Source organism: Sphingomonas sp. AC435 (genome assembly GCF_979253005.1).
On the sequence record NZ_CEEDCJ010000002.1, the window covers coordinates 534,239 to 554,291 of the forward strand.

The 20,053-nt window shown below is 67.5% G+C and carries 19 protein-coding genes; 9 read left to right on the plus strand and 10 right to left on the minus strand.

The window, feature by feature from the left end; translation table 11 throughout:
* The first annotated feature begins 27 nt into the window (after positions 1-27).
* The 3 genes from AC0CH8_RS06195 to AC0CH8_RS06205 all read left to right on the plus strand — a co-directional run bounded on the left by AC0CH8_RS06195 (position 28) and on the right by AC0CH8_RS06205 (position 2,733).
* Entirely contained in the window at positions 28-231 is a 204-nt protein-coding gene (locus AC0CH8_RS06195; protein ID WP_465239129.1) for a hypervirulence associated TUDOR domain-containing protein, read from the plus strand.
* A 42-nt stretch (positions 232-273) separates the two neighbouring features.
* Positions 274-576: an SWIB/MDM2 domain-containing protein gene (locus tag AC0CH8_RS06200; protein WP_204195555.1), complete on the plus strand. Its 303-nt coding sequence runs from the start codon at positions 274-276 to the stop codon at positions 574-576.
* A 96-nt stretch (positions 577-672) separates the two neighbouring features.
* Entirely contained in the window at positions 673-2,733 is a 2,061-nt protein-coding gene (locus AC0CH8_RS06205; protein ID WP_465239130.1) for a GDSL-type esterase/lipase family protein, read from the plus strand.
* Between the two features lie 328 nt (positions 2,734-3,061).
* Here AC0CH8_RS06205 and AC0CH8_RS06210 read toward each other — a convergent pair whose 3' ends face one another.
* Complete coding sequence (locus AC0CH8_RS06210; protein ID WP_239474108.1) at positions 3,062-4,123, minus strand: LacI family DNA-binding transcriptional regulator; 1,062 nt, start codon at positions 4,121-4,123, stop codon at positions 3,062-3,064.
* A 183-nt stretch (positions 4,124-4,306) separates the two neighbouring features.
* On the opposite strand from AC0CH8_RS06210, the gene AC0CH8_RS06215 reads away from it, so the two are divergent.
* The 6 genes from AC0CH8_RS06215 (at position 4,307) to paoC (ending at position 12,416) form a co-directional block, all read left to right on the plus strand.
* Positions 4,307-5,398, plus strand: a complete 1,092-nt coding sequence (locus AC0CH8_RS06215) for a glycoside hydrolase family 43 protein (RefSeq protein ID WP_204195558.1) — start codon at positions 4,307-4,309, stop codon at positions 5,396-5,398.
* A 7-nt stretch (positions 5,399-5,405) separates the two neighbouring features.
* Entirely contained in the window at positions 5,406-6,848 is a 1,443-nt protein-coding gene (xylB, locus tag AC0CH8_RS06220; protein ID WP_465239131.1) for a xylulokinase, read from the plus strand.
* Positions 6,845-8,155: a xylose isomerase gene (xylA, locus tag AC0CH8_RS06225; protein WP_465239166.1), complete on the plus strand. Its 1,311-nt coding sequence runs from the start codon at positions 6,845-6,847 to the stop codon at positions 8,153-8,155. Before xylB ends, xylA begins: the two co-directional genes overlap by 4 nt.
* A 441-nt stretch (positions 8,156-8,596) precedes the next feature.
* Complete coding sequence (gene paoA / locus AC0CH8_RS06230; protein ID WP_465239132.1) at positions 8,597-9,244, plus strand: aldehyde dehydrogenase iron-sulfur subunit PaoA; 648 nt, start codon at positions 8,597-8,599, stop codon at positions 9,242-9,244.
* Positions 9,241-10,197, plus strand: a complete 957-nt coding sequence (locus AC0CH8_RS06235; protein ID WP_465239133.1) for an FAD binding domain-containing protein — start codon at positions 9,241-9,243, stop codon at positions 10,195-10,197. Before paoA ends, AC0CH8_RS06235 begins: the two co-directional genes overlap by 4 nt.
* The gene (gene paoC, locus AC0CH8_RS06240; protein WP_465239134.1) at positions 10,194-12,416 is read left to right on the plus strand and encodes an aldehyde oxidoreductase molybdenum-binding subunit PaoC; all 2,223 of its coding nucleotides are present in this window, start codon (positions 10,194-10,196) and stop codon (positions 12,414-12,416) included. Before AC0CH8_RS06235 ends, paoC begins: the two co-directional genes overlap by 4 nt.
* A gap of 45 nt (positions 12,417-12,461) precedes the next feature.
* Here paoC and guaA read toward each other — a convergent pair whose 3' ends face one another.
* The 9 genes from guaA to AC0CH8_RS06285 form a co-directional block, all read right to left on the minus strand.
* Positions 12,462-14,015, minus strand: a complete 1,554-nt coding sequence (gene guaA / locus AC0CH8_RS06245; protein ID WP_204195564.1) for a glutamine-hydrolyzing GMP synthase — start codon at positions 14,013-14,015, stop codon at positions 12,462-12,464.
* A gap of 90 nt (positions 14,016-14,105) precedes the next feature.
* Positions 14,106-14,528, minus strand: a complete 423-nt coding sequence (rplQ, locus tag AC0CH8_RS06250; protein WP_204195565.1) for a 50S ribosomal protein L17 — start codon at positions 14,526-14,528, stop codon at positions 14,106-14,108.
* A 248-nt stretch (positions 14,529-14,776) separates the two neighbouring features.
* Positions 14,777-15,844, minus strand: coding sequence for a DNA-directed RNA polymerase subunit alpha (locus AC0CH8_RS06255; protein ID WP_204195566.1), 1,068 nt, complete (start codon positions 15,842-15,844; stop codon positions 14,777-14,779).
* Between the two features lie 80 nt (positions 15,845-15,924).
* Complete coding sequence (gene rpsK, locus AC0CH8_RS06260; RefSeq protein ID WP_204195567.1) at positions 15,925-16,314, minus strand: 30S ribosomal protein S11; 390 nt, start codon at positions 16,312-16,314, stop codon at positions 15,925-15,927.
* Positions 16,315-16,419: 105 nt separating this feature from the next.
* Positions 16,420-16,788 (minus strand): 30S ribosomal protein S13, encoded by a 369-nt coding sequence (rpsM, locus tag AC0CH8_RS06265; protein WP_055845469.1) that lies wholly within the window; start codon positions 16,786-16,788, stop codon positions 16,420-16,422.
* 188 nt (positions 16,789-16,976) lie between these two features.
* Complete coding sequence (locus tag AC0CH8_RS06270; RefSeq protein ID WP_465239135.1) at positions 16,977-17,222, minus strand: hypothetical protein; 246 nt, start codon at positions 17,220-17,222, stop codon at positions 16,977-16,979.
* A gap of 40 nt (positions 17,223-17,262) precedes the next feature.
* Complete coding sequence (locus tag AC0CH8_RS06275; RefSeq protein WP_465239136.1) at positions 17,263-18,636, minus strand: sensor histidine kinase; 1,374 nt, start codon at positions 18,634-18,636, stop codon at positions 17,263-17,265.
* Positions 18,633-19,325 (minus strand): winged helix-turn-helix domain-containing protein, encoded by a 693-nt coding sequence (locus AC0CH8_RS06280; RefSeq protein WP_465239137.1) that lies wholly within the window; start codon positions 19,323-19,325, stop codon positions 18,633-18,635. The genes AC0CH8_RS06275 and AC0CH8_RS06280 overlap by 4 nt, the downstream gene beginning before the upstream one ends.
* A gap of 236 nt (positions 19,326-19,561) precedes the next feature.
* Positions 19,562-20,044, minus strand: a complete 483-nt coding sequence (locus AC0CH8_RS06285; protein WP_465239138.1) for a hypothetical protein — start codon at positions 20,042-20,044, stop codon at positions 19,562-19,564.
* Between the last annotated feature and the right edge of the window lie 9 nt (positions 20,045-20,053).

A 20,053-nucleotide genomic window follows, 5' to 3' on the forward strand; every position in this document is an offset into this window, starting at 1 on the left:
GCGCACGATCAAAACAGGAGAACAGCGATGGCCGATCTGAAGAAGGGCGACAAGGTGACCTGGAATTCGCACGGCGGAACCGCCCACGGCACCGTCGAAAAGAAGCAGACCACCGACACCAAGATCAAGGGTCATCAGGTCCGTGCATCGAAGGACGAGCCGCAATTTATCGTAGAGAGTGACAACGGCGGCAAGGCGGCGCACAAGGCGGGCACGCTCAAGAAGGCGTAAGTCCGGTCAAGCGGGCTTTGAGGATCAACAGGAAGGACGATCATGGCCACTGCCAAGCAGGAAGCCGGCGCCAAGAAGGCCGCCACCAAGCAGACCAATTCGGGCACCGGCATCCACGCCCCGGTGCAGCCCTCGCCGGAGCTCGGCGCGGTGGTCGGCAACGACAAGCTGCCCCGCAGCGAAGTCATCAGCAAGGTCTGGGCCTACATCAAGTCCAACGACCTGCAGAACCCCGAGAACAAGCGTGAGATCCTGGCCGACGAAAACCTGAAGAAGGTATTCGGCAAGGACAAGGTCACGATGTTCGAGATGAACAAGTACATCTCGGCGCACGTCAAGGCCTGAAGCAGATCGGCCGGGGGTGACGATCATCCCCGGCCACGCTTGCACGCCTCTCCGCCCCGCTGCTAATGATAGCGGTAACGATGTGACGGGGAGAGAATGATGCGGTGGCTCATCGCGCTGGTGGGATGTGCCGTACTGTCGGCATCCGGCCCGGCCCGGACGATTTCTCCCGCATACACGTCGTGGACGACGAGCTGGGGTTCGGCGCAAATGCCGGCAGAAGGCGACAACGCCCTGCCCGCCGGACTCGATCGCGATATCACGCTCCGACAGGTCGTCCGGCTCTCCGCCGGTGGATCACGCGTCCGTGTGCGCCTGTCCAACCGCTTCGGCACGCAACCGCTGGCGATCGGGGCTGGCCATTTGGCCCTCGCCGCCCAGTCCGGCACGTCGCGCGTCGGCAACGGCGCGGCGCTGACCTTCGCCGGGCGCGCCGATGCGGTGATTCCGGCCGGGGCCGAACTCTATTCCGACCCGGTGAGACTCGACGTCACGGGCGGCAGCGATCTTGCGATCAGCCTCTATCTACCGGACAAACCGGTCTCGCAGACCGGCCATCCCGGCTCCCGTGCGACCAGCTTCCTGACCACGGGCAACCACGTCGCCGATCCCGAACTGCGCGACGCCAGGACCGTCATCCACTGGTACGCGATCGCCGATGTCGAGGTGACGGGGGATGCAACGGACAAGGCGGCCGGCGGCACGATCGTCGCGATCGGCGACTCGATCACCGACGGCTACGGCGTTAAGCCGGAACGCAATACGCGCTGGCCCGATATCCTCGCCGCCCGCCTGCGTGCGACACCGACGATGCGCGGCATCGGCGCCGTCAACGCCGGCATCGGCGGCAATCGCGTGCTGCTCGACGGGCTCGGGCCCAATCTGCTGGCGCGGTTCGACCGCGACGTCCTGTCCCGGACCGGCGTACGCTGGGCGATCGTGCTGGAGGGGGTCAACGATCTCGGCGTCCTCACCCGCGACGCGCCCGCGACACCGGCGCAGCATGCGGAGATCGTGGCCCAAATCACCGCAGGCTATCGCCAGATGGCGGCGCGCGCCCATGCGCAGGGGATCGCGCTGATCGGCGGCACGATCACGCCGTTCGGTGGCAACGACTATTACCACCCCGCCGCAGCAACCGAAGCCGACCGGCTGGCGATCAACACCTTCATCCGCACCTCCGGCGTTTTCGACCACGTCGTCGACTTCGACGCGCTGCTCCGCGACCCGGCACGGCCCGACCGGCTGGCGGCGCGCTACGATTCGGGCGATCACCTTCATCCGTCGGAGGCCGGATACCGGGCAATGGGCGAGGCGGTACCGCTGGCCCTGTTCGCCACGAAACCGGTCGATCCGCGACCGGCGATCGCACTGACCTTCGACGACATTCCGTCCCACGGCCCGCTGCCGCCGGGCGAGACGCGCCTCTCCGTCATCCGCCGGATCACCGCGGCGCTGGCGGCGGAAAAGGCGCCCGCCTTCGGCTTCCTCAACGCCGGCATCGGTATCGACGAGCCGACCGCCGCCGCTGCGACCGCGGCATGGCGCACGGCCGGGCACCCGCTGGGCAATCACGGCTGGTCGCACCTCAGCCTCGACAAGGTCGGCGCGACAGCCTTCACCGCGGACCTGATCCGCAACGAACCGGCTCTGGCGACATCACGCGGCGCCGGGCGCTGGTTCCGCTATCCCTTCCTCGACGAAGGCCGCGACGCCGCCACGCGCGACGCGGTCCGCGCCACGCTCGCGGAGCGCGGTTACCGGATCGCCGCCGTGACGATGAGCTTCGCCGACTATGACTGGAACGCGCCCTATGTCGCCTGCCTCGCAAGGCGCGACGCCGCCGCGATCACCCGGCTGGAAACCGCCTATCTGGCCGATGCCCGCACCGCCGCGCTGTCGGCGCGCGATGCGGCACAGGCGCGCACCGATCGCGACGTGCCGCAGGTGGTACTGATGCACGTCGGCGCGTTCGGCGCGCGCATGCTGCCGCGCGTGCTCGCCCAGTATCGCCAACTCGGCTTCCGCTTCGTCTCGCTTCCGGATGCCGAGAGCGACCCCTTCTACGCCGCCGCCGCCGACCCCCGCCTGCCGGGGCCGTCGCCGTCCCTGCCCTATGCGCGTCTGGTGGGTCCGCCGAAGGGGTTGTGCGGATAGTCGCAGACATGTCGCGACGAAGTCGCCCAAGGTCGCTAATCCGGTCCTACCCCCCTCCCCTTCAGGGGAGGGGTTGGGGGTGGCGCGCTGCCGCAAGCACATCGCCTGTGGAGAGGCCCCATCTCCAGCCCCCCGTGGGGGAATCCTTACGGAATAGCTCCGTTGCCTGACACCACCCCGGCGAAGGCCGGGGTCCAGTTGGGTAACGCTCTCGGTCGATGACTGAAGACGGCGAGACTGGACCCCGGCCTTCGCCGGGGTGGGAAGAAGTTGAGAAACTCTCTCTTGAAGGCCGGGAGCCGAGTCAGATTTCTCTGCCCACCCCGCCTCAACGACTCCGTGGCCGCTTCCGGGGCGCGGCGTCGGACTGGCGGCGGATCAGGGTATAATCCAGCGTCCGGTGACGCTCGGTCATATCGCCCGCCTTCTGTCGACGGATCGTCGTCACCAGCAACTCGACGGCCGCGCGCGACATGTCGGCGATCGGCTGGTGGATGGTCGTCAGTTCGGGCCAGATCGCCGTCGACAGCGTCGTGTCGTCGAACCCGCAGACGGTCAGGTCGCTCGGCACGTCCAGCCCTCGGCGGTGCGCGACCGCGACGGTCGCCGCCGCCATGTCGTCGTTCGACGCGAAGATCGCGGAGGGCGGATCGTCCAGTTCCAGCAACTGCTCCGCCGCATCCAGGCCGGAGCGATAGGTGAACAGCCCGTGCGCGATCAGCGCCTGGTCGACCGCGATCCCCGCCTCCTCCAGCGCCGCCGAATAGCCCTCCAGCCGGCGGGCGCTGGCGGACAGATTGGGGTTGCCGGTGATGAAGCCGATGCGGCTGTGCCCCAGTTGCATGATGTGGCGCATCATCGTCAGCGCCGCCTCGCGGTCGTCGATGCGAATCGCGAGCAGATCGTCGGGCGCACGCCCCGTCGCCACCGTGACGGTCGGGATGTTCGCTGCCGCCAGCAGTTCCAGCACGGCATCCGCCTCGCACAACGGCGGTGGCAGCACGACGCCGTCGATCCCCCCTTCGATCAGGTGACGGGTGACCTCCAGCTCATGTTCGCCCAGCTCGCATTTTTCGACGACGATCTGCACGTCGTTGCGGCTTGCCTGATCGAGGCTGCCGAGCAGGAATTCGCTGAGAAAACCGGCGCTGGGATTGCTGTACAGCAGGCCGATGCGGGTCTGCCCCGCGCCCGCCAGACTGCGCGCCGCCGGGTTCGGCGCGTAATTCAGCGCGGAGATCGCGGCGTTCACCACCTCCCGCGTGGTCGGGCGCACGTTGCTCTCGCCGTTGATGACGCGCGACACCGTCATCGGGGAGACGCCGGCCCGCTTCGCGACGTCGCTGATCGTCGGGGCGGAGCCCGCGCGGCGGGAGGGTTTCGGCTTCATCATGTCGCTGCTTTCCCGAAACCGGGGGTTAGCGCAATCTCCGCCGCGACGATTCCATCGCGAATCCGACGCCGGCGTCCCTTGCCCTCCGCCGATCCGCCGAATATGGTAGCGCTACCCAATCCGCTTCGGCGGTTGACAGACCTCATCAGAAGGTCGCCAGAGGAAGGATCGTCCAAGGCCATGCGTACCCGCCCGCTTCTTTTCGCCGCCGCCGCGACGCTGTTCGCCGGGGGCATCGCCGTCGCGCAAACCGCCGGCCGATCGGGTCAGGAACCCCGCAGCCCGGAGGGTCGCCGCTATCTGTCGCAGCCGCTGGTGCGCGAGATCTATACCGCCGATCCGTCCGCGCACGTCTTCGACGGCAAGATCTACGTCTACAACAGCCACGACATCGACGGGCCGACGCCCGAGGACGATCTCGGCGCGCATTTCGAGATGCGCGACTACCGCGTGCTGAAGATGGACGGGATCGGGAAGCCGGTGACGGTCGGCCCCGTCGCGCTCGACGTGAAGCAGGTGCCGTGGGCCGACAGGCAGATGTGGGCCCCGGACGCGGCGCGCAAGAACGGCACCTACTTCCTGTATTTCCCCGCCAAGGATCGGCAGGGCGCGTTCCGCATTGGCGTTGCGACCTCGAAGTCGCCGATGGGGCCGTTCAAGGCCAACCCGCAGCCGATCAAGGGCAGCTTCTCGATCGATCCGGCCGTCTTCACCGATGACGACGGCAAGGCGTATATGTATTTCGGCGGCATCTGGGGCGGCCAGCTTCAGCGTAACACGACCGGCACCTACGACCCGAACGGATCGAAGACCGACCTTCAGGCCGACGACAAGCCGGCCCTCACGGCCAAGGTCGCGGCGATGACCCCGGGTATGACGGAATTCGCGGAAAAGCCGCGCGACGTCGTGATCCTGGACGAGGCAGGCAAGCCCTTGCTCGGCGGCGACCACGACCGTCGCTTCTTCGAAGCGTCGTGGATGCACAAGTACAAGGGCAAGTACTATTTCTCCTACTCGACCGGCGACACGCACTTCCTGAATTACGCGATCGGCGACAATCCCTACGGCCCCTTCACCTACAAGGGCCATGTCATGCTGCCGGTGCAGGGCTGGACGACGCATCACTCGATCGTCGAGTGGAACAAGCGCTGGTGGCTGTTCTACGCCGACACGCAACTGTCGAACCAGACGCGCCTCCGCAACGTCAAGGTCACGGAATTGTTCTACAATCCCGACGGGACGATCCGGACCATCGATCCGTTCGTGAAGTGAGGGGCTGATGTTCCTCGGCATCGATATCGGTACGTCGGGCGTCAAGGCGGTGGTGCTCGACACCGCCGGCGCGGTCGTGGCGCAGGGCACTGCGGCGCTGACGGTGCAGCGCCCGCAGCCCCTGTGGTCCGAACAGGACCCCGCCGCGTGGTGGGATGCGACCATCGCCGCGGTGCAGGCGATCGACCCGGCGGTGCGCCGCTCGGTGCGCGGCATCGGCCTTGCCGGCCAGATGCACGGCGCGACCCTGCTCGGTGCGGACGACCGGCCGTTGCGCCCCGCGATCCTGTGGAACGACGGGCGCTCCTTCGCCGAGTGCGCGGAGCTGGAGGCGGCGGAGCCCGCCTTCCACGGCGTCGCCGGTAACCTGGTGATGCCGGGCTTCACCGCCCCCAAGCTGGAATGGGTTCGCAGGCACGAGCCGGACACGTTCGCGCAGGTCCGCACCGTGCTGTTGCCGAAGGATTATGTCCGCCTGCTGATGACCGGCGACAAGGCGTCCGACCTTTCCGACTCGGCTGGGACCTTGTGGCTCGACGTGGCGGAGCGGCGCTGGAGCGACACGCTGCTCGCCGCCACCGGGCTGACGGTCGACCACATGCCGCGGCTGGTCGAGGGGACGGAGGTCACCGGACATCTGCTGCCGGAGATCGCCGAGCTCTGGGGCATGCCACAGGTACCGGTCGCGGGTGGCGGCAGCGACAACGCCGCGGGTGCTGTCGGCGTCGGCGTGGTCGCGGACGGCGATGCGCTGCTGTCGCTCGGCACGTCGGGCGTCATCTTCGTCGCCAACGACGGTTTTCGCCCCAATGTCGCCGGGGCCGTCCACGCCTTCTGTCATGCGCTGCCCGGCCTGTGGCACCAGATGGCGGTTCACCTCAGCGCCGCCTCCTGCATCGACTGGGTTGCGCGGATCACCGGCGCGGCCGGCGCCGCCGACCTGTTCGCCCGCGCCGAAGCCGCCGGCCCCGCCAGCGGCCCGGAGCTGTTCCTCCCCTATCTGTCGGGCGAGCGGACGCCGCACAACGACGCGCAGGTCCGCGGCGCGTTCCTGCGCCTCGACAACGACACCGGGCCGGAACGGCTGGCGCAGGCGGTGCTGGAGGGCGTCGCCTTCGCGCTCGCCGACGGTGTGCGCGTCCTGCGCGAAGCGGGCACGACTGTCGATCGCCTGTCGGTGATCGGCGGCGGCGCACGCTCCGCCTATTGGGGCCGCACGCTGGCCGCCGCGATGGACGTGCCGCTGGTGTATCTGAAAGGCGGCGAGGTCGGTCCCGCGCTCGGAGCGGCGCGCCTCGCCCAGCTCGCGGTCGACGGCGGCGTGCCCGCCCAGGTCTGCGTCGCCCCGCCCGTATCCCACGTCATCGAGCCCGACCGCGACCTGGTCGACCGGCTCGCCCCCAAATACGCCGCGTTTCGCGACGCCTATCCCCGCATGAGGACCTTCTGATGGCCGACTTCTTCGCCGACATTCCCCAGATCGCGTTCGAGGGTCCTGAAACGACCAACGAACTCGCCTATCGCTTCTACGACAAGAACCGCGTCGTGCTGGGCAAGACGATGGAGGAGCATCTGCGCTTCGCCGCCTGCTTCTGGCACACCTTCTGCTGGCCCGGCAGCGACGTGTTCGGCGGCGGCACTTTCGACCGTCCCTGGCACCGCGGCGCGAACGACAGCGCGGCAGCGGCGCAGAAGCGTGAAGTCGCCTTCGACTTCTTCTCGAAGCTCGACGTGCCCTATTATTGCTTCCACGACGTCGACGTCATGGCCGACGCCCACGGCGTGGCGGAGCATCGCCGCTTCTTCGCGGAGGCCGTCGACCATCTCGAAAAGCTGCAAGCCTCGTCTGGCCGCAAGCTGCTCTGGGGCACCGCCAACCTGTTCAGCCACCCGCGCTTCGCCGCCGGTGGCGCGACCAACCCCGACCCCGAGGTCTTCGCGTTCGGCGCGATGCAGGTTCGCGACGCGCTGGAGGCGACGCATCGGCTCGGTGGCCAGAATTACGTGCTGTGGGGCGGTCGTGAGGGCTATGAGACGCTGCACAACACCGATCTGAAGCGCGAACTCGACAATCTCGGCCGTTTCCTGACGCTGGTCGTGGAGCACAAGCACAAGATCGGCTTCACCGGCACGATCCTGATCGAGCCGAAGCCGCACGAGCCGACCAAGCACCAGTACGACTTCGACACCGCGACGGTGTACGGCTTCCTCAAGCGCTATGGGCTGGAGAAAGAGGTCCGCGTCAATATCGAGGCGAACCACGCGACGCTGGCGGGCCACACGTTCGAGCATGAGATCGCGACCGCCTCCGCGCTCGGCATCTTCGGATCGATCGACGCCAATCGCGGCGATCACCAGAATGGCTGGGATACCGACCAATTCCCGAACTCGGTCGAGGAACTGACGCTCGCGATGCTGGAGATTCTGCGCGCGGGCGGCTTCACCACCGGCGGCTTCAACTTCGACGCGAAGGTTCGCCGCCAGTCGATGGACGCGACCGACCTGTTCTACGGCCATATCGGCGGTATCGACGTCGTCGCGAAGGGCCTGCTGAACGCCGCCGCCCTGAGCGAGGACGGTCGCCTCGACGCGATCAAGGCCGAGCGCTACGCCGGCTGGACTGGCCCGCTCGGGGAGCAGATCGGCGGTCTCGACCTCGCCGCGATTGCCGATCTCGCGGAAACGCAGGGCCTCGACCCCAAGCCGCGTTCGGGCCGGCAGGAGCGGATCGAGAACATCATCAACCGCTTCATCTGATCGGGCGGGCGGGCGGCGACACGGCACCTGCCCCCCCCCTTCCCCCTCCGTCACCTCCTCGAGCGCCGGGGTCTTCCTGAAGGGCGCGTATCGCGCCTCTCGGAGATCCCGGTGTTGGCCGGGATGACGGACTGGGGTTTGGCCCGGGAATATAATCAGCCTGCGCCCGACCGCGCCGTCCCGCCACCACCCTCCTCCTGCCGTCACCCGCCGCGAAAGCTGGGGTCCCCTATTGGACGTCCCTTCGCGCGCCTCACGGAGACTCCAGCGTACGCTGGGTGACGAAGGTGAAGAGCGCCTCCCTCCCCGATCATGCCAGCGACGAGCCGCGCTCGTCACGATCCGGTGATTGTCACGGGTCCAGCCGGTGTTATCGTGCGTTAGGAACATGATGACAGCGTCATGTCGCCGTCCGGCGGCATCAGAGGAACCAGGACCCTCATGGATCAGACAATCGAACCGGCTGCGAGCGGGACTATCTCCCGCCGCGGCATCATCGTCGGCGGTGCGGCGACCGTCGCGGTGACGGCCGTGCCCGCCGCCGACGCGCAGGGCGCACCCGCCGCCCCGCAACCGACGATGATGCCGGTGGTGTTGGAGGTGAACGGCCAGCGCCGGGAACTGAACCTCGACACCCGCACCACCCTGCTCGACGCGCTGCGCGAGCATCTGCACCTGACCGGCACCAAGAAGGGCTGCGACCACGGCCAGTGCGGTGCCTGCACGGTCATGGTCGACGGCAAGCGCATCAATAGCTGCCTCAGCCTCGCGGTCATGCATCAGGGCGACAAGGTCACCACGATCGAGGGGCTCGGCACGCCCGACAAGCTGCACCCGATGCAGGCGGCGTTCGTGAAGCATGACGGATACCAGTGCGGATACTGCACACCCGGCCAGATCTGCTCCGCGGTCGCGGTGCTCGACGAGATCAAGGCGGGTATTCCCAGTCACGCCTCCGCCGACATCACCGGCAAGTTCCAGGTGACCGACGCCGAAATCCGCGAGCGGATGAGTGGCAACATCTGCCGCTGCGGAGCTTATTCCAACATCGTCGAGGCGATGAACGACGTCGCAGGGACCCGCGCATGAAGCCCTTCTCCTACGAACGCGCCACGACGCCGGCCGAGGCCGCCGCCGCCGCGGTCCGCCACCCCGGTGCCAAGTTCATCGCCGGCGGCACCAACCTGCTCGACCTGATGAAGCTGGAGATCGAGACGCCGCAGCATCTGGTCGATGTCGGCACGCTGAAGCTCGACCGGATCGAGAAGACGTCTAACGGTGGCCTGCGCATCGGCGCGCTGGTCACCAATACCGATCTCGCCGCCGAGCAGCGTGTCCGGCGCGATTACGGCGTCCTCAGCCGTGCGATCGTCGCGGGTGCATCGGGCCAGCTTCGCAACAAGGCGACGACCGCGGGTAATTTGCTCCAGCGGACGCGCTGCCCGTATTTCTACGACACCAATCAGGCGTGCAACAAGCGCAAGCCCGGCTCCGGCTGCGCGGCGATCGGCGGGTTCAGCCGCCAACTGGCGGTGATGGGCGTCAGCGATGCGTGCATCGCGACGTATCCGGGCGACATGGCGGTCGCGATGCGCGTGCTCGACGCATCGGTGGAGACGGTGAACTCCGCCGGCCAGTCGCGGACGATCCCGATCGCCGACTTCCACCGCCTGCCCGGCAACACCCCGCATATCGAAACGGCGCTGGCTCCGGGCGAACTCATCACCGCGGTGACGCTGCCGAAACCGATCGGCGGCACGCACATCTATCGCAAGGTCCGCGACCGCGCCTCCTACGCCTTCGCGCTCGTATCAGTCGCGGCGGTGATCCAGAAGGATGGCAGCGGCCGGGTCGCGGTGGGCGGCGTCGCGCACAAACCTTGGCGTGTCGAGGCGGCGGAAGCCGCCATGCCGCAGGGGTCGAAGGCCGTCGCGGCTCGCCTGATGGCCGGTGCGAAGCCCACGAAGGACAACCAGTTCAAGGTGCCGCTGGTGGAGCGAACGCTCGCCGCCGCGCTGGCCGAAGTGAGGGCCACAGCATGAAGTTCGATGCGCCCACGGGCAACAATCCGATCGACCGGATGTCGGTGATCGGCAAGCCGACCGACCGGATCGACGGCAAATACAAGACGACCGGCACCGCGCCCTACGCGTATGAGCATAACGACGACGCGCCGAACGCCGCCTATGGCTATGTCGTCGGTGCCGCCATCGCCAAGGGCCGGATCGCGTCGATCGACCTCGCCGCCGCCAAGGCCGCGCCGGGCGTGCTGGCGATCGTCACGGCCGATACTGCCGGCAAGCTCGCCAAGGGCAACTTCAACACGGCGAAGCTGCTCGGCGGGCCGGAGGTCGATCATTATCATCAGGCGATCGCCGTCGTCGTTGCAGATACGTTCGAACAGGCACGCGCCGCCGCCAACCTGATCCGCGTCGATTACGCCCGCGCCAGGGGCCGCTACGATCTGGCGGAGGCGCTGAAGACCGCTCCGCTGAAGGGCGACAGCAGCGGCGAGGGCAGCGCCGCGCCGCCGATCGACAAGGTCGGCGACTTCGCGGGCGCATTCGCCAGCGCACCGGTGAAGCTCGATGCGACCTACACCACGCCCGACCACAGCCACGTGATGATGGAACCGCACGCGACGATCGCGTCGTGGGAGGGTGACCAGCTCACGCTGTGGACGGCCAACCAGATGATCGACTGGGGCAAGGGCGATGTCGCCAAGACGCTCGGCATTCCCAAAGACAAGGTGCGCCTGATCGCGCCCTATGTCGGTGGCGGTTTCGGCGGCAAGCTGTTCGTCCGCTCGGATGCGATCATGGCGGCGCTCGGCGCGCGCGCGGCGAAGCGGCCGGTGAAGGTCGCGCTGACGCGGCCGATGAGCATCAACAACACCACTCACCGCCCTGCGACCGTCCAGCGCATCCGCATCGGCGCGGATCGCACCGGCAAGATCACCGCGATCGCGCACGAAAGCGGCTCGGGCGATCTGCCCGGCGGCGGTCCCGAGACGGCGGTGTCGCAGACCAAGCTCCTTTATGCGGGCGCCAATCGCCTGACGTCGATGCGCCTCGCGGTGCTCGACCTGCCGGAGGGCAATGCGATGCGCGCCCCCGGCGAGGCTCCCGGCCTGATGGCGCTGGAAGTGGCGATGGACGAGATGGCGGAGAAGCTGGGCATGGACCCTGTCGAATTCCGCGTCGTCAACGATACGCAGGTCGATCCGGAAAAGCCCGATCGCAAGTTCTCGCAGCGTCAGTTGGTCAAGTGCCTGCGTGACGGTGCGGAGCGCTTCGGCTGGAGCGCGCGCAACGCCAAGCCCGGCTCCGTCCGCGACGGTCAGTGGCTGATCGGCATGGGCGTCGCGGCGGCGTTCCGCAACAACCTGCTGATGAAGTCCGCCGCGCGCGTCCGCCTCGATCGGGCGGGTGTCGTCACGGTCGAGACCGACATGACCGACATCGGAACGGGTACCTACACGATCATCGCCCAGACCGCGGCGGAGATGCTGGGCGTGCCGGTCGAGGCCGTCGTCGTGAAGCTCGGCGACTCGTCCTTCCCCGTGTCCGCCGGCTCCGGTGGCCAATGGGGCGGCAACAGCTCGACCGCGGGCGTCTACGCCGCCTGCATGAAGATGCGCGAGCAGGTGGCGCAGCGTCTCGGCTTCAACGCTACCGATGTCGAGTTCGCCGGCGGTCAGGTCCGCTCCGGCAACCGCACCGCCGCGCTGGCCGAGGCAGCGAAGGCCGGTGCGCTGAGCGCCGAGGACGTCATGGAATATGGCGACGAGCTACAGAAGCAGCAGCAGCAATCGACCTTCGGCGGCCATTTCGTCGAGGTCGCGGTCAACGCCTATACCGGCGAAACGCGCATCCGCCGCATGCTCGCGGTGTGTGCGGCGGGCCGAATCCTCAACCCCAAGGCCGCACGAAATCAAGTGATCGGCGGCATGACGATGGGCGCGGGCGCAGCGCTGATGGAGGACCTCGCGGTCGACAAGCGCTTCGGCTTCTTCGTCAATCACGACCTCGCCGGCTACGAAGTGCCCGTCCACGCCGACATCCCGCATCAGGAGGTGATCTTCCTCGACGAGGCGGACCCCATGTCCTCGCCGATGAAGGCCAAGGGCGTCGGCGAACTCGGCATCTGCGGCGTCGGCGCCGCGGTCGCGAATGCGGTCTACAACGCCACCGGCGTCCGCGTCCGCGAATATCCGATCACGCTCGACAAATATCTGGATCGCCTGCCGCAAGTGGCATGAGATGCCCGCTGGCGAACGGCCCCACGGCCGTTCGCTAGTCCCGCGTCACTCCCACTCGATCGTCCCCGGCGGCTTCGACGTATAGTCGTACACGACCCGGTTGACGCCCTTCACCTCGTTGATGATCCGCGTCGCCACGCGCGGCAGGAAGTCGCCGGGGAACTGGAAAACCTGCGCCGTCATCCCGTCGGTCGACGTCACCGCCCGCAGTGCCAGCACGCTGTCATAGGTCCGCGCGTCGCCCATCACGCCGACCGTCTTCACCGGCAGCAGCACCGCGAACGCCTGCCAGATGGCGTCGTACAGCCCCGCCGCACGGATCTCCTCCAGATAGATCGCATCCGCCTTGCGCAGGATGTCGCACCGTTCGCGCGTGACTTCGCCGGGAATACGGATCGCGAGGCCGGGTCCGGGGAACGGGTGCCGCCCGACGAACACATCCGGCAGGCCCAGTTCGCGGCCGAGCACGCGGACCTCGTCCTTGAACAGCTCGCGCAGCGGCTCGACCAGCTTCATGTTCATGCGCTCGGGCAGGCCGCCGACATTGTGGTGGCTCTTGATCGTTACCGACGGGCCACCGGTGAAGCTGACGCTCTCGATCACGTCCGGATACAGCGTCCCCTGCGCCAGGAAGCCGGCCCCGCCGATCTTGTTCGCCTCCGCCTCGAACACGTCGATGAACGTCTTGCCGATGAACTTGCGCTTCGCCTCAGGGTCGGTGACCCCGGCGAGCCCGTCCATGAACAGGTCCTGCGCCTCCACATGCACCAGCGGGATATTGTAATGATTGCGGAACAGCCCGACGACCTGCTCGGCCTCCCCTGCCCGCAGAATGCCGCCGTCGACGAATACGCACGTCAGTTGCTCGCCGATCGCCTCGTGGATCAGCAGCGCCGCGACCGACGAGTCGACCCCGCCCGACAGGCCGCAGATGACCTTGCCGTCGCCGACCTGCTCGCGGATTTCGGCAATCTTGGCGGCCCGGAACTCCGCCATCGTCCAGTCGCCCGCCAGCCCGCAGATATGCCGCGCGAAGTTCGCGATCAGCTTGCCCCCGTCCGGCGTGTGCACGACTTCGGGGTGGAACTGCATGCCGTAGATGCGGCGCTCGTCGTCCGCGGTGATCGCGAAGGGCGCGCCCCTGGACGACGCGACCGGCCGGAACCCCGGTGCCAGCGCCGCGACATGATCGCCGTGGCTCATCCACACCTGATGCCGCTCGCCCGCGGTCCACAGCCCGTCGAACAGTCCGCAGCCGTCATCGACGGACACGAACGCCTCACCGAATTCCCCACTGTTGCCCTTCTCGACCCGCCCCCCAAGCTGCGCGTTCAGCGCCTGCTGCCCGTAGCAGATGCCGAGCAGCGGCACGCCGGCGTCGAGGATCGGCTGCGGGATGCGCGGGCTGTCGGCATCGACGACGGAGGCCGGACCGCCGGACAGGATCACGCCCTTCGGCTTCAGACGCTCGTACGCCGCTTCGGCGGACTGGAAGGGGGCGATCTCGCTATACACCCCTGCCTCGCGCACGCGGCGGGCGATGAGCTGGGTGACCTGGCTGCCGAAGTCGACGATGAGGATGGTGTCGGGATGCTCCATGCCGAGCCGATAGCGGTCCGCGCCCGATAACGAAAGAGGCCGCGCTCCCCGTAGGGAACGCGGCCTCTGTTCTGACCGACCCGTCGCCAATCAGGCGGCGGCGTCGAAATCCTCGTCCGACTGGACCGGACCCGAGTCCTGTCCCTTGGCCGAGACGTCGCGGTCAACGAACTCGATGATTGCCATCGGCGATGCGTCCGACAGGCGCGGGCCGGCTTTGATGACGCGGGTGTAGCCACCGTTGCGATCGGCGTAGCGCGTCGCGATGACGTCGAACAGCTTCACGAGCTGGGCGTCGTCGAGCAGACGGGCGTGCGCCAGACGACGGTTGGACAGGCCACCCTTCTTCGCGAGCGTCACCAGCTTCTCGACGTACGGGCGAAGCTCCTTCGCCTTGGCGACGGTCGTGGTGATCTGCTCGTGCTTGATGAGCGCCGCCGCCATGTTGCGGAAGAGCGCGATACGATGGGCCGAGGTACGCTGTAGCTTACGGCCGCCGACGCGATGACGCATGATGATTCCTTCGTTCGATAAGGGGCCGTGTCACGGTACCCCAGAGCAGGTGGTGTGGAACGGGCCACCACCGAAAACCCTGATAATCTGGTCGGAAGGTTAGGCTAAGGTTAGTCCTACGCTGCACCATTCCGAAGGCCGGGAGTACCGCGCCGAGGCCGCGGTTTGGCATCGAACGGGTCGGACGAACCGACCCGCCGGCCGGGCTTACGCCGTCGTGCGGATAGCCAATGCTATCCGCGGGCGGCTCAGCCCATGATTTCCTGCTCGAGCTTCTTCGCCATCTCTTCGATGTTCTCGGGCGGCCAGCCAGGGATTTCCATGCCCAAGCGCAACCCCATCGACGACAGCACTTCCTTGATTTCGTTCAAGGACTTGCGGCCGAAGTTCGGGGTGCGGAGCATTTCCGCCTCGGTCTTGCCGACGAGATCGCCGATATAGATGATGTTGTCGTTCTTCAGGCAATTCGCCGAACGCACCGACAGCTCCAGCTCGTCCACCTTCTTGAGCAGGTAGCGGTTGATCTGCTGCGTGTCGCCCGCGGGCTCCGCACCACCGGCGGTCGGCGCAGCGGCCTGACCGATCGGGGCCGAACGCGTGACCGACGAGTCGTCGAAGTGGACGAACAGCGCCAGCTGGTCCTGGAGGATGCGACCGGCATAGCCCACCGCGTCTTCAGGGGTGACGGTGCCGTCGGTCTCGATGGTCAGCGTCAGCTTGTCGTAGTCCAGATCCTGCCCGACGCGGGTCGGGTCGACCTTGTACGATACCTGACGTACCGGCGAGTACAGCGCATCGACCGGGATCAGGCCGATCGGTGCATCGGCGGGACGGTTGGCCGTCGCGGGAACGTAACCCTTACCGACGTCGGCGGTCAGCTCCATGTTGAGCGTCGCACCCTCGTCGAGGTGGCAGATCACGAGGTCCTTGTTCATGACCTCGATGTCGCCCGATACCGCGATGTCGCCAGCCTTCACCTCGGCCGGACCGGTGGCGGACAGCTGGAGGCGCTTCGGCCCCTCGCCCTGCATGCGCAGCGCGATCTGCTTCACGTTCAGGACGATGTCGGTGACGTCCTCGCGGACGCCGGCGAGCGACGAGAATTCGTGCAGGACGTTCTCGATCTTGATCGACGTCACCGCCGCACCCTGGAGCGAGGAGAGCAGAACTCTACGCAGCGCATTGCCGAGCGTCAGGCCGAAGCCACGCTCCAGCGGCTCGGCGACGAAGGTCGCCTTGCGCTTGCCGTCACCGCCCTTTTTCTCCAGGCCGTTCGGCTTCTTGAGTTCCTGCCAGTTCTTTGCGTTGACAGCCACGGGGTTCCCCTGGGTTGGAGGCGGTTGGGGGACCGCCTCAAGTAACGAAGACGCCGGCTCGTCAGCCGGCGCCCGATCATTCAGACGCGGCGACGCTTCGACGGACGCACACCATTGTGCGGGATCGAGGTGACGTCACGGATCGAGGAGATCTGAAAACCAACGGCCTGAAGCGCGCGCAGCGCGGACTCGCGGCCCGAGCCGGGGCCCTTGACCTCGACTTCCAGCGTGCGGACGCCGTGCTCGGCGGCCTTCTTGCCGGCGTCTTCCGCCGCGACCTGCGCAGCGTACGGCGTCGACTTGCGCGAGCCCTTGAAGCCCATCGCGCCGGCGGACGACCACGAGATGGCGTTGCCCTGCGCGTCGGTGATGGTGATCATGGTGTTGTTGAAGCTGGCGTTCACATGGGCGACGCCGGCGGTGATGTTCTTGCGTTCGCGACGGCGAATACGCTGCGGTTCACGTGCCATTGAATGTAATCCTGACCTGGATCGTCTGATGCGAAAGCCGGGAGGTACGGTACCTCGCACCGGCTTTCGGCGGAGAAGATGTCAAAAACGGACCCGGGGGCCGTTTTACTTCTTCTTGCCTGCGATCGGCTTCGCCTTGCCCTTGCGGGTGCGCGCATTCGTGTGCGTGCGCTGGCCGCGGACCGGAAGGCCCTTGCGGTGGCGCAGGCCACGATAGCAGGCGAGATCCATCAGGCGCTTGATGTTCATCGCAGTTTCGCGGCGCAGATCGCCCTCGACCATGTGGTCGGCATCGATCGCTTCGCGGATCTGGAGGACCTCCTGATCCGTCAGGTCCTGTACGCGGCGCTCGGCAGCGATTTCCAGCTTGTCCGTGATCTGCTTGGCCTTGGCCGGGCCGATCCCGTGGATGTAGGTCAGCGCGATCACCACGCGCTTGTTGGTCGGGATGTTAACACCCGCGATACGTGCCATGTGTATGTTCTCCTAGCTCCACGGCACCCGGCATGGCAGCACGGGCGCCATCTCGACGCGTTGGCCCCGGTCCACTGGTTCTACGATGATGCCGGAGCATCGACGCAAGATGGCGGCGAGCGCAAACGAGCGCCGCCGGCAAACCGGTGTATCGGGGTTGGGTCAGTTAGGACGCGCGCAACGCCGAGTCAAGCCGCGGGTTCCACCACCCTGCCGGCTTTGGCGCGCAGCCGGACCCACCGTCTCAGCGCGACGACGAACCAGATCAGCTCGACCGCCCCGAACGGCCATGCCCCCTGCAGGAAGCCGTATGCCGATCCCATCAGGCACCCGATCGCGAACAGGAACGTCCAGAACGGCGCACGATCCTCCAGAACGTAGCACACCAGCATGAAGGTGACGGCGAAAAGGCCGAAGGCGGTCAGCGCATCCATGACCCGTCATGTGGGACATGCCGGCCGGAATGACCAGCCGTCAGCCCGGCAGCACCAGCCGTGCCACCAGTCCGGGCGCGTTGTCCGCCAGTTCGAACCGCCCGCCGTGCAGCCGCGCCACCGTATCGATCAGCGCCAGCCCGAGCCCTGCTCCCGGCGTCGACCGCGCGCTGTCGAGGCGACCGAACCGCTTCATGGCCTGCGCCCGATCGCGCGCGGCGATGCCGGGACCGCGATCCTCGACCTGGATCGCCACGCCGTCGGGCCGGCAGCAGAGACGCAGGACGATCTCCCGCTCCGCCCCGGCCTGCTTCGGCACCCCGTGCTTCAGCGCATTGTCGACGAGGTTCGCCAACGCCTGACTCACGAGCTCCCGGTGAAGCGACAGCGGCGCGGGGCGATCGTCGATCGCCACGACGAAGCGGATGCCCGCATCCTCCGCCACCGGCTCGTAGAGCTCGGCGACCTCCTCGACCAATTCGGCGGGCTCGACCAGCGTGAATCGGTCGCGCGACACCGACTCGGACCGGCTGATCTCGATGACCATCGTCAGCATCCGCATCACGAGATCGGTTTCCGCGAGCAGCCCGCCCAACGCCGAGTCGCGCTGCGCCGGATCGGACACCAGCACCGCCTGCTCGGTCTTGGTGCGCAACCGCGCCAGCGGCGAGCGGAGGTCGTGCGCCAGGCTGTCGGTGACGATCCGCAATTCCGCCATCAGCCCTTCGATCCGCCCGAGCATCGCGTTCAGTCGCGCCGCCAACCGGTCGAACGCGTCGGCGCCCTTGGCCTCCATCGGCACGCGGCGCGACAGATTGCCCTCCGCCGCCTCGTCGATCACCGCCGCAATCCGGTCCAGCCGAGTCGCCACGTAACGGGCCAGCACGAGGCCGGCGACGATCCCCAGCGCCAGCGACATCACCACTGCCAGCGCCAGCGCGCGCTCGATCGCGGTCTGCTCCGCTTCGATCACGTCCAGCTTGCGCGCCGTCAACAGCCACACGCGTCCGACCGGCCGCAGGATGTAACCCGCCTCATGCTCGCGCCAGCCCGGCAGGTCGGCGAGGTAGCCCACCCGGAACGCGCGGGCCGCGATCGGCACCTCCAGCCGCGGCGGTGCATAGCCGACCAGCCGGCGACCCTCCTCATCGACAATCGCGACGACCAGCGAGGTGTCGCCTGGCGGCTGAGCGTTACGGACCGCCTCGCTCAGGCGCGGCAATCCGCCGTCGCGCCAGATGCCGATCAGCGCATCCGACTGCTCGACCATTTCCCGCCGGGTCGCGGCGATGGCCACGTCGTGCGTCTGCTTCCACAGGAATCCGATCAGGGCGAGATTGCTGAGCAGCGCCAGCGCGATCGCCAGCAGCGCGATCCGCGCCGTGACCGACAGCCGCCCGCCCCACGGCGTCAACCGTCGACCGCCAATCGGTAGCCCGCCCCGCGCACGGTATGCAGGATCGGGGTCGGGAACCCGTCCTCCAGCTTGCGGCGAAGGCGGCCGATATGCACGTCGACGACGTTGGAGCCGGGGTCGAAGTGGTAGTTCCAGATCTTCTCCAGCATCATCGTGCGGGTGACGACCTGACCGGCATGCCGGGCGAGGAACTCCAGCAGGCTGAACTCGCGCGTGCCGAGCGCGATCGAGCGGCCAGCGCGGCTGACGTGGCGCGACAGCAGGTCGATCTCCAGATCGCCGACCGACAGCCGCGTCTTCTGGGGCTCGGCCGCGGTGCGGTCCGTCCGCCGCACCAGCGCCTCGATCCGGGCCGAGAGCTCAGCGAACGAGAACGGCTTGCAGAGATAGTCGTCGGCACCGGCCTTCAGCCCGTCGACACGGTCGTCGACGGACGCGAGCGCCGACAGCACCAGCACCGGCGTCTCGACCTTGGCGGCGCGCAATGCCCCGACCAGCGACAGCCCGTCGAGCCCCGGCAACATGCGGTCCGCGATGACGAGGTCGAAGATGCCCTCGCTCGCCAGAAACAGCCCGTCGCGGCCGTCATGGCTGACCTCCACGGAATAGCCAGCCTCGGTCAGGCCCTTGGCCAGATAGGCGGCGGTGGAGGGATCATCCTCGACGATCAGTATCTTGCGGGTCAATTCGCGCTCCGCCCAATCCTGGAAGATGCCGCCCTGTACAGCAAAGGCCGGCGGAGGGCAGCCCCTCCACCGGCCCTACCGGCGCCCCCGGGAGTGACGGACGCCGATCTCGTGGCAATGGCTGGCGATCGATAGACCGCGGCGCCGTGGCCGTAGGGCGCTGATAGGAGATGGGGGTTTGCCGCTGGATGAAGGCTGTGTGACAATCGCGTCATGCCGTTGATCGTGCCGGCGGCTCAGCCAACGCCCTGACCCGCGACGACCTGCGGATCGCTGGCGAGCGAATGCAGATACAATTGTCGATCGAGCGAGTCCGCTGGCAGCTTGCCCAACGACTTCGCCTGCGCCTTCGTCAGCGCGAATTGACGGTAGCCGCGGTTGGTCAGGCATGCCTCGACGACAGTGCGGAGATATCTACCTACCTCCCGCACCCTCGCATCGGGACGCAGCGCGCGCATTCGCAGGACGCGCGCATTGGGGTCGAGTTCGTCGCCGTTGTTCAGTTCGCGATCGGCCGTTTCCAGCACCCGGATCGCGTCCTTGGCCTGCTGCGTATCGCGCACGTCGGTGAAGTAGCCCGACTTCGCGCATTCGAACGAGTCGATGCGATACTGGTCGATCGACACGCCGGGTTTCCCCCAACTCAGCTCGGGGGTCTCAGCCGCGATGGCAGCCGACCAGCCGCAGAGCAGCAGCATCCCGAACCGAACCGCGCGCATACTACCCTC

Bases quoted from the DNA above. Each gene is read 5' to 3' on its own strand.
- AC0CH8_RS06205 (WP_465239130.1), top strand. From the start codon at position 673: ATGATGCGGTGGCTCATCGCGCTGGTGGGATGTGCCGTACTGTCGGCA.
- AC0CH8_RS06195 (WP_465239129.1), top strand. From the start codon at position 28: ATGGCCGATCTGAAGAAGGGCGACAAGGTGACCTGGAATTCGCACGGC.
- xylB (WP_465239131.1), top strand. From the start codon at position 5,406: ATGTTCCTCGGCATCGATATCGGTACGTCGGGCGTCAAGGCGGTGGTG.
- paoA (WP_465239132.1), top strand. From the start codon at position 8,597: ATGGATCAGACAATCGAACCGGCTGCGAGCGGGACTATCTCCCGCCGC.
- rpsM (WP_055845469.1), bottom strand. From the start codon at position 16,788: ATGGCACGTATCGCGGGTGTTAACATCCCGACCAACAAGCGCGTGGTG.
- AC0CH8_RS06215 (WP_204195558.1), top strand. From the start codon at position 4,307: ATGCGTACCCGCCCGCTTCTTTTCGCCGCCGCCGCGACGCTGTTCGCC.
- rpsK (WP_204195567.1), bottom strand. From the start codon at position 16,314: ATGGCACGTGAACCGCAGCGTATTCGCCGTCGCGAACGCAAGAACATC.
- rplQ (WP_204195565.1), bottom strand. From the start codon at position 14,528: ATGCGTCATCGCGTCGGCGGCCGTAAGCTACAGCGTACCTCGGCCCAT.
- AC0CH8_RS06270 (WP_465239135.1), bottom strand. From the start codon at position 17,222: ATGGATGCGCTGACCGCCTTCGGCCTTTTCGCCGTCACCTTCATGCTG.
- AC0CH8_RS06235 (WP_465239133.1), top strand. From the start codon at position 9,241: ATGAAGCCCTTCTCCTACGAACGCGCCACGACGCCGGCCGAGGCCGCC.
- AC0CH8_RS06200 (WP_204195555.1), top strand. From the start codon at position 274: ATGGCCACTGCCAAGCAGGAAGCCGGCGCCAAGAAGGCCGCCACCAAG.
- paoC (WP_465239134.1), top strand. From the start codon at position 10,194: ATGAAGTTCGATGCGCCCACGGGCAACAATCCGATCGACCGGATGTCG.
- guaA (WP_204195564.1), bottom strand. From the start codon at position 14,015: ATGGAGCATCCCGACACCATCCTCATCGTCGACTTCGGCAGCCAGGTC.
- AC0CH8_RS06285 (WP_465239138.1), bottom strand. From the start codon at position 20,044: ATGCGCGCGGTTCGGTTCGGGATGCTGCTGCTCTGCGGCTGGTCGGCT.
- AC0CH8_RS06210 (WP_239474108.1), bottom strand. From the start codon at position 4,123: ATGAAGCCGAAACCCTCCCGCCGCGCGGGCTCCGCCCCGACGATCAGC.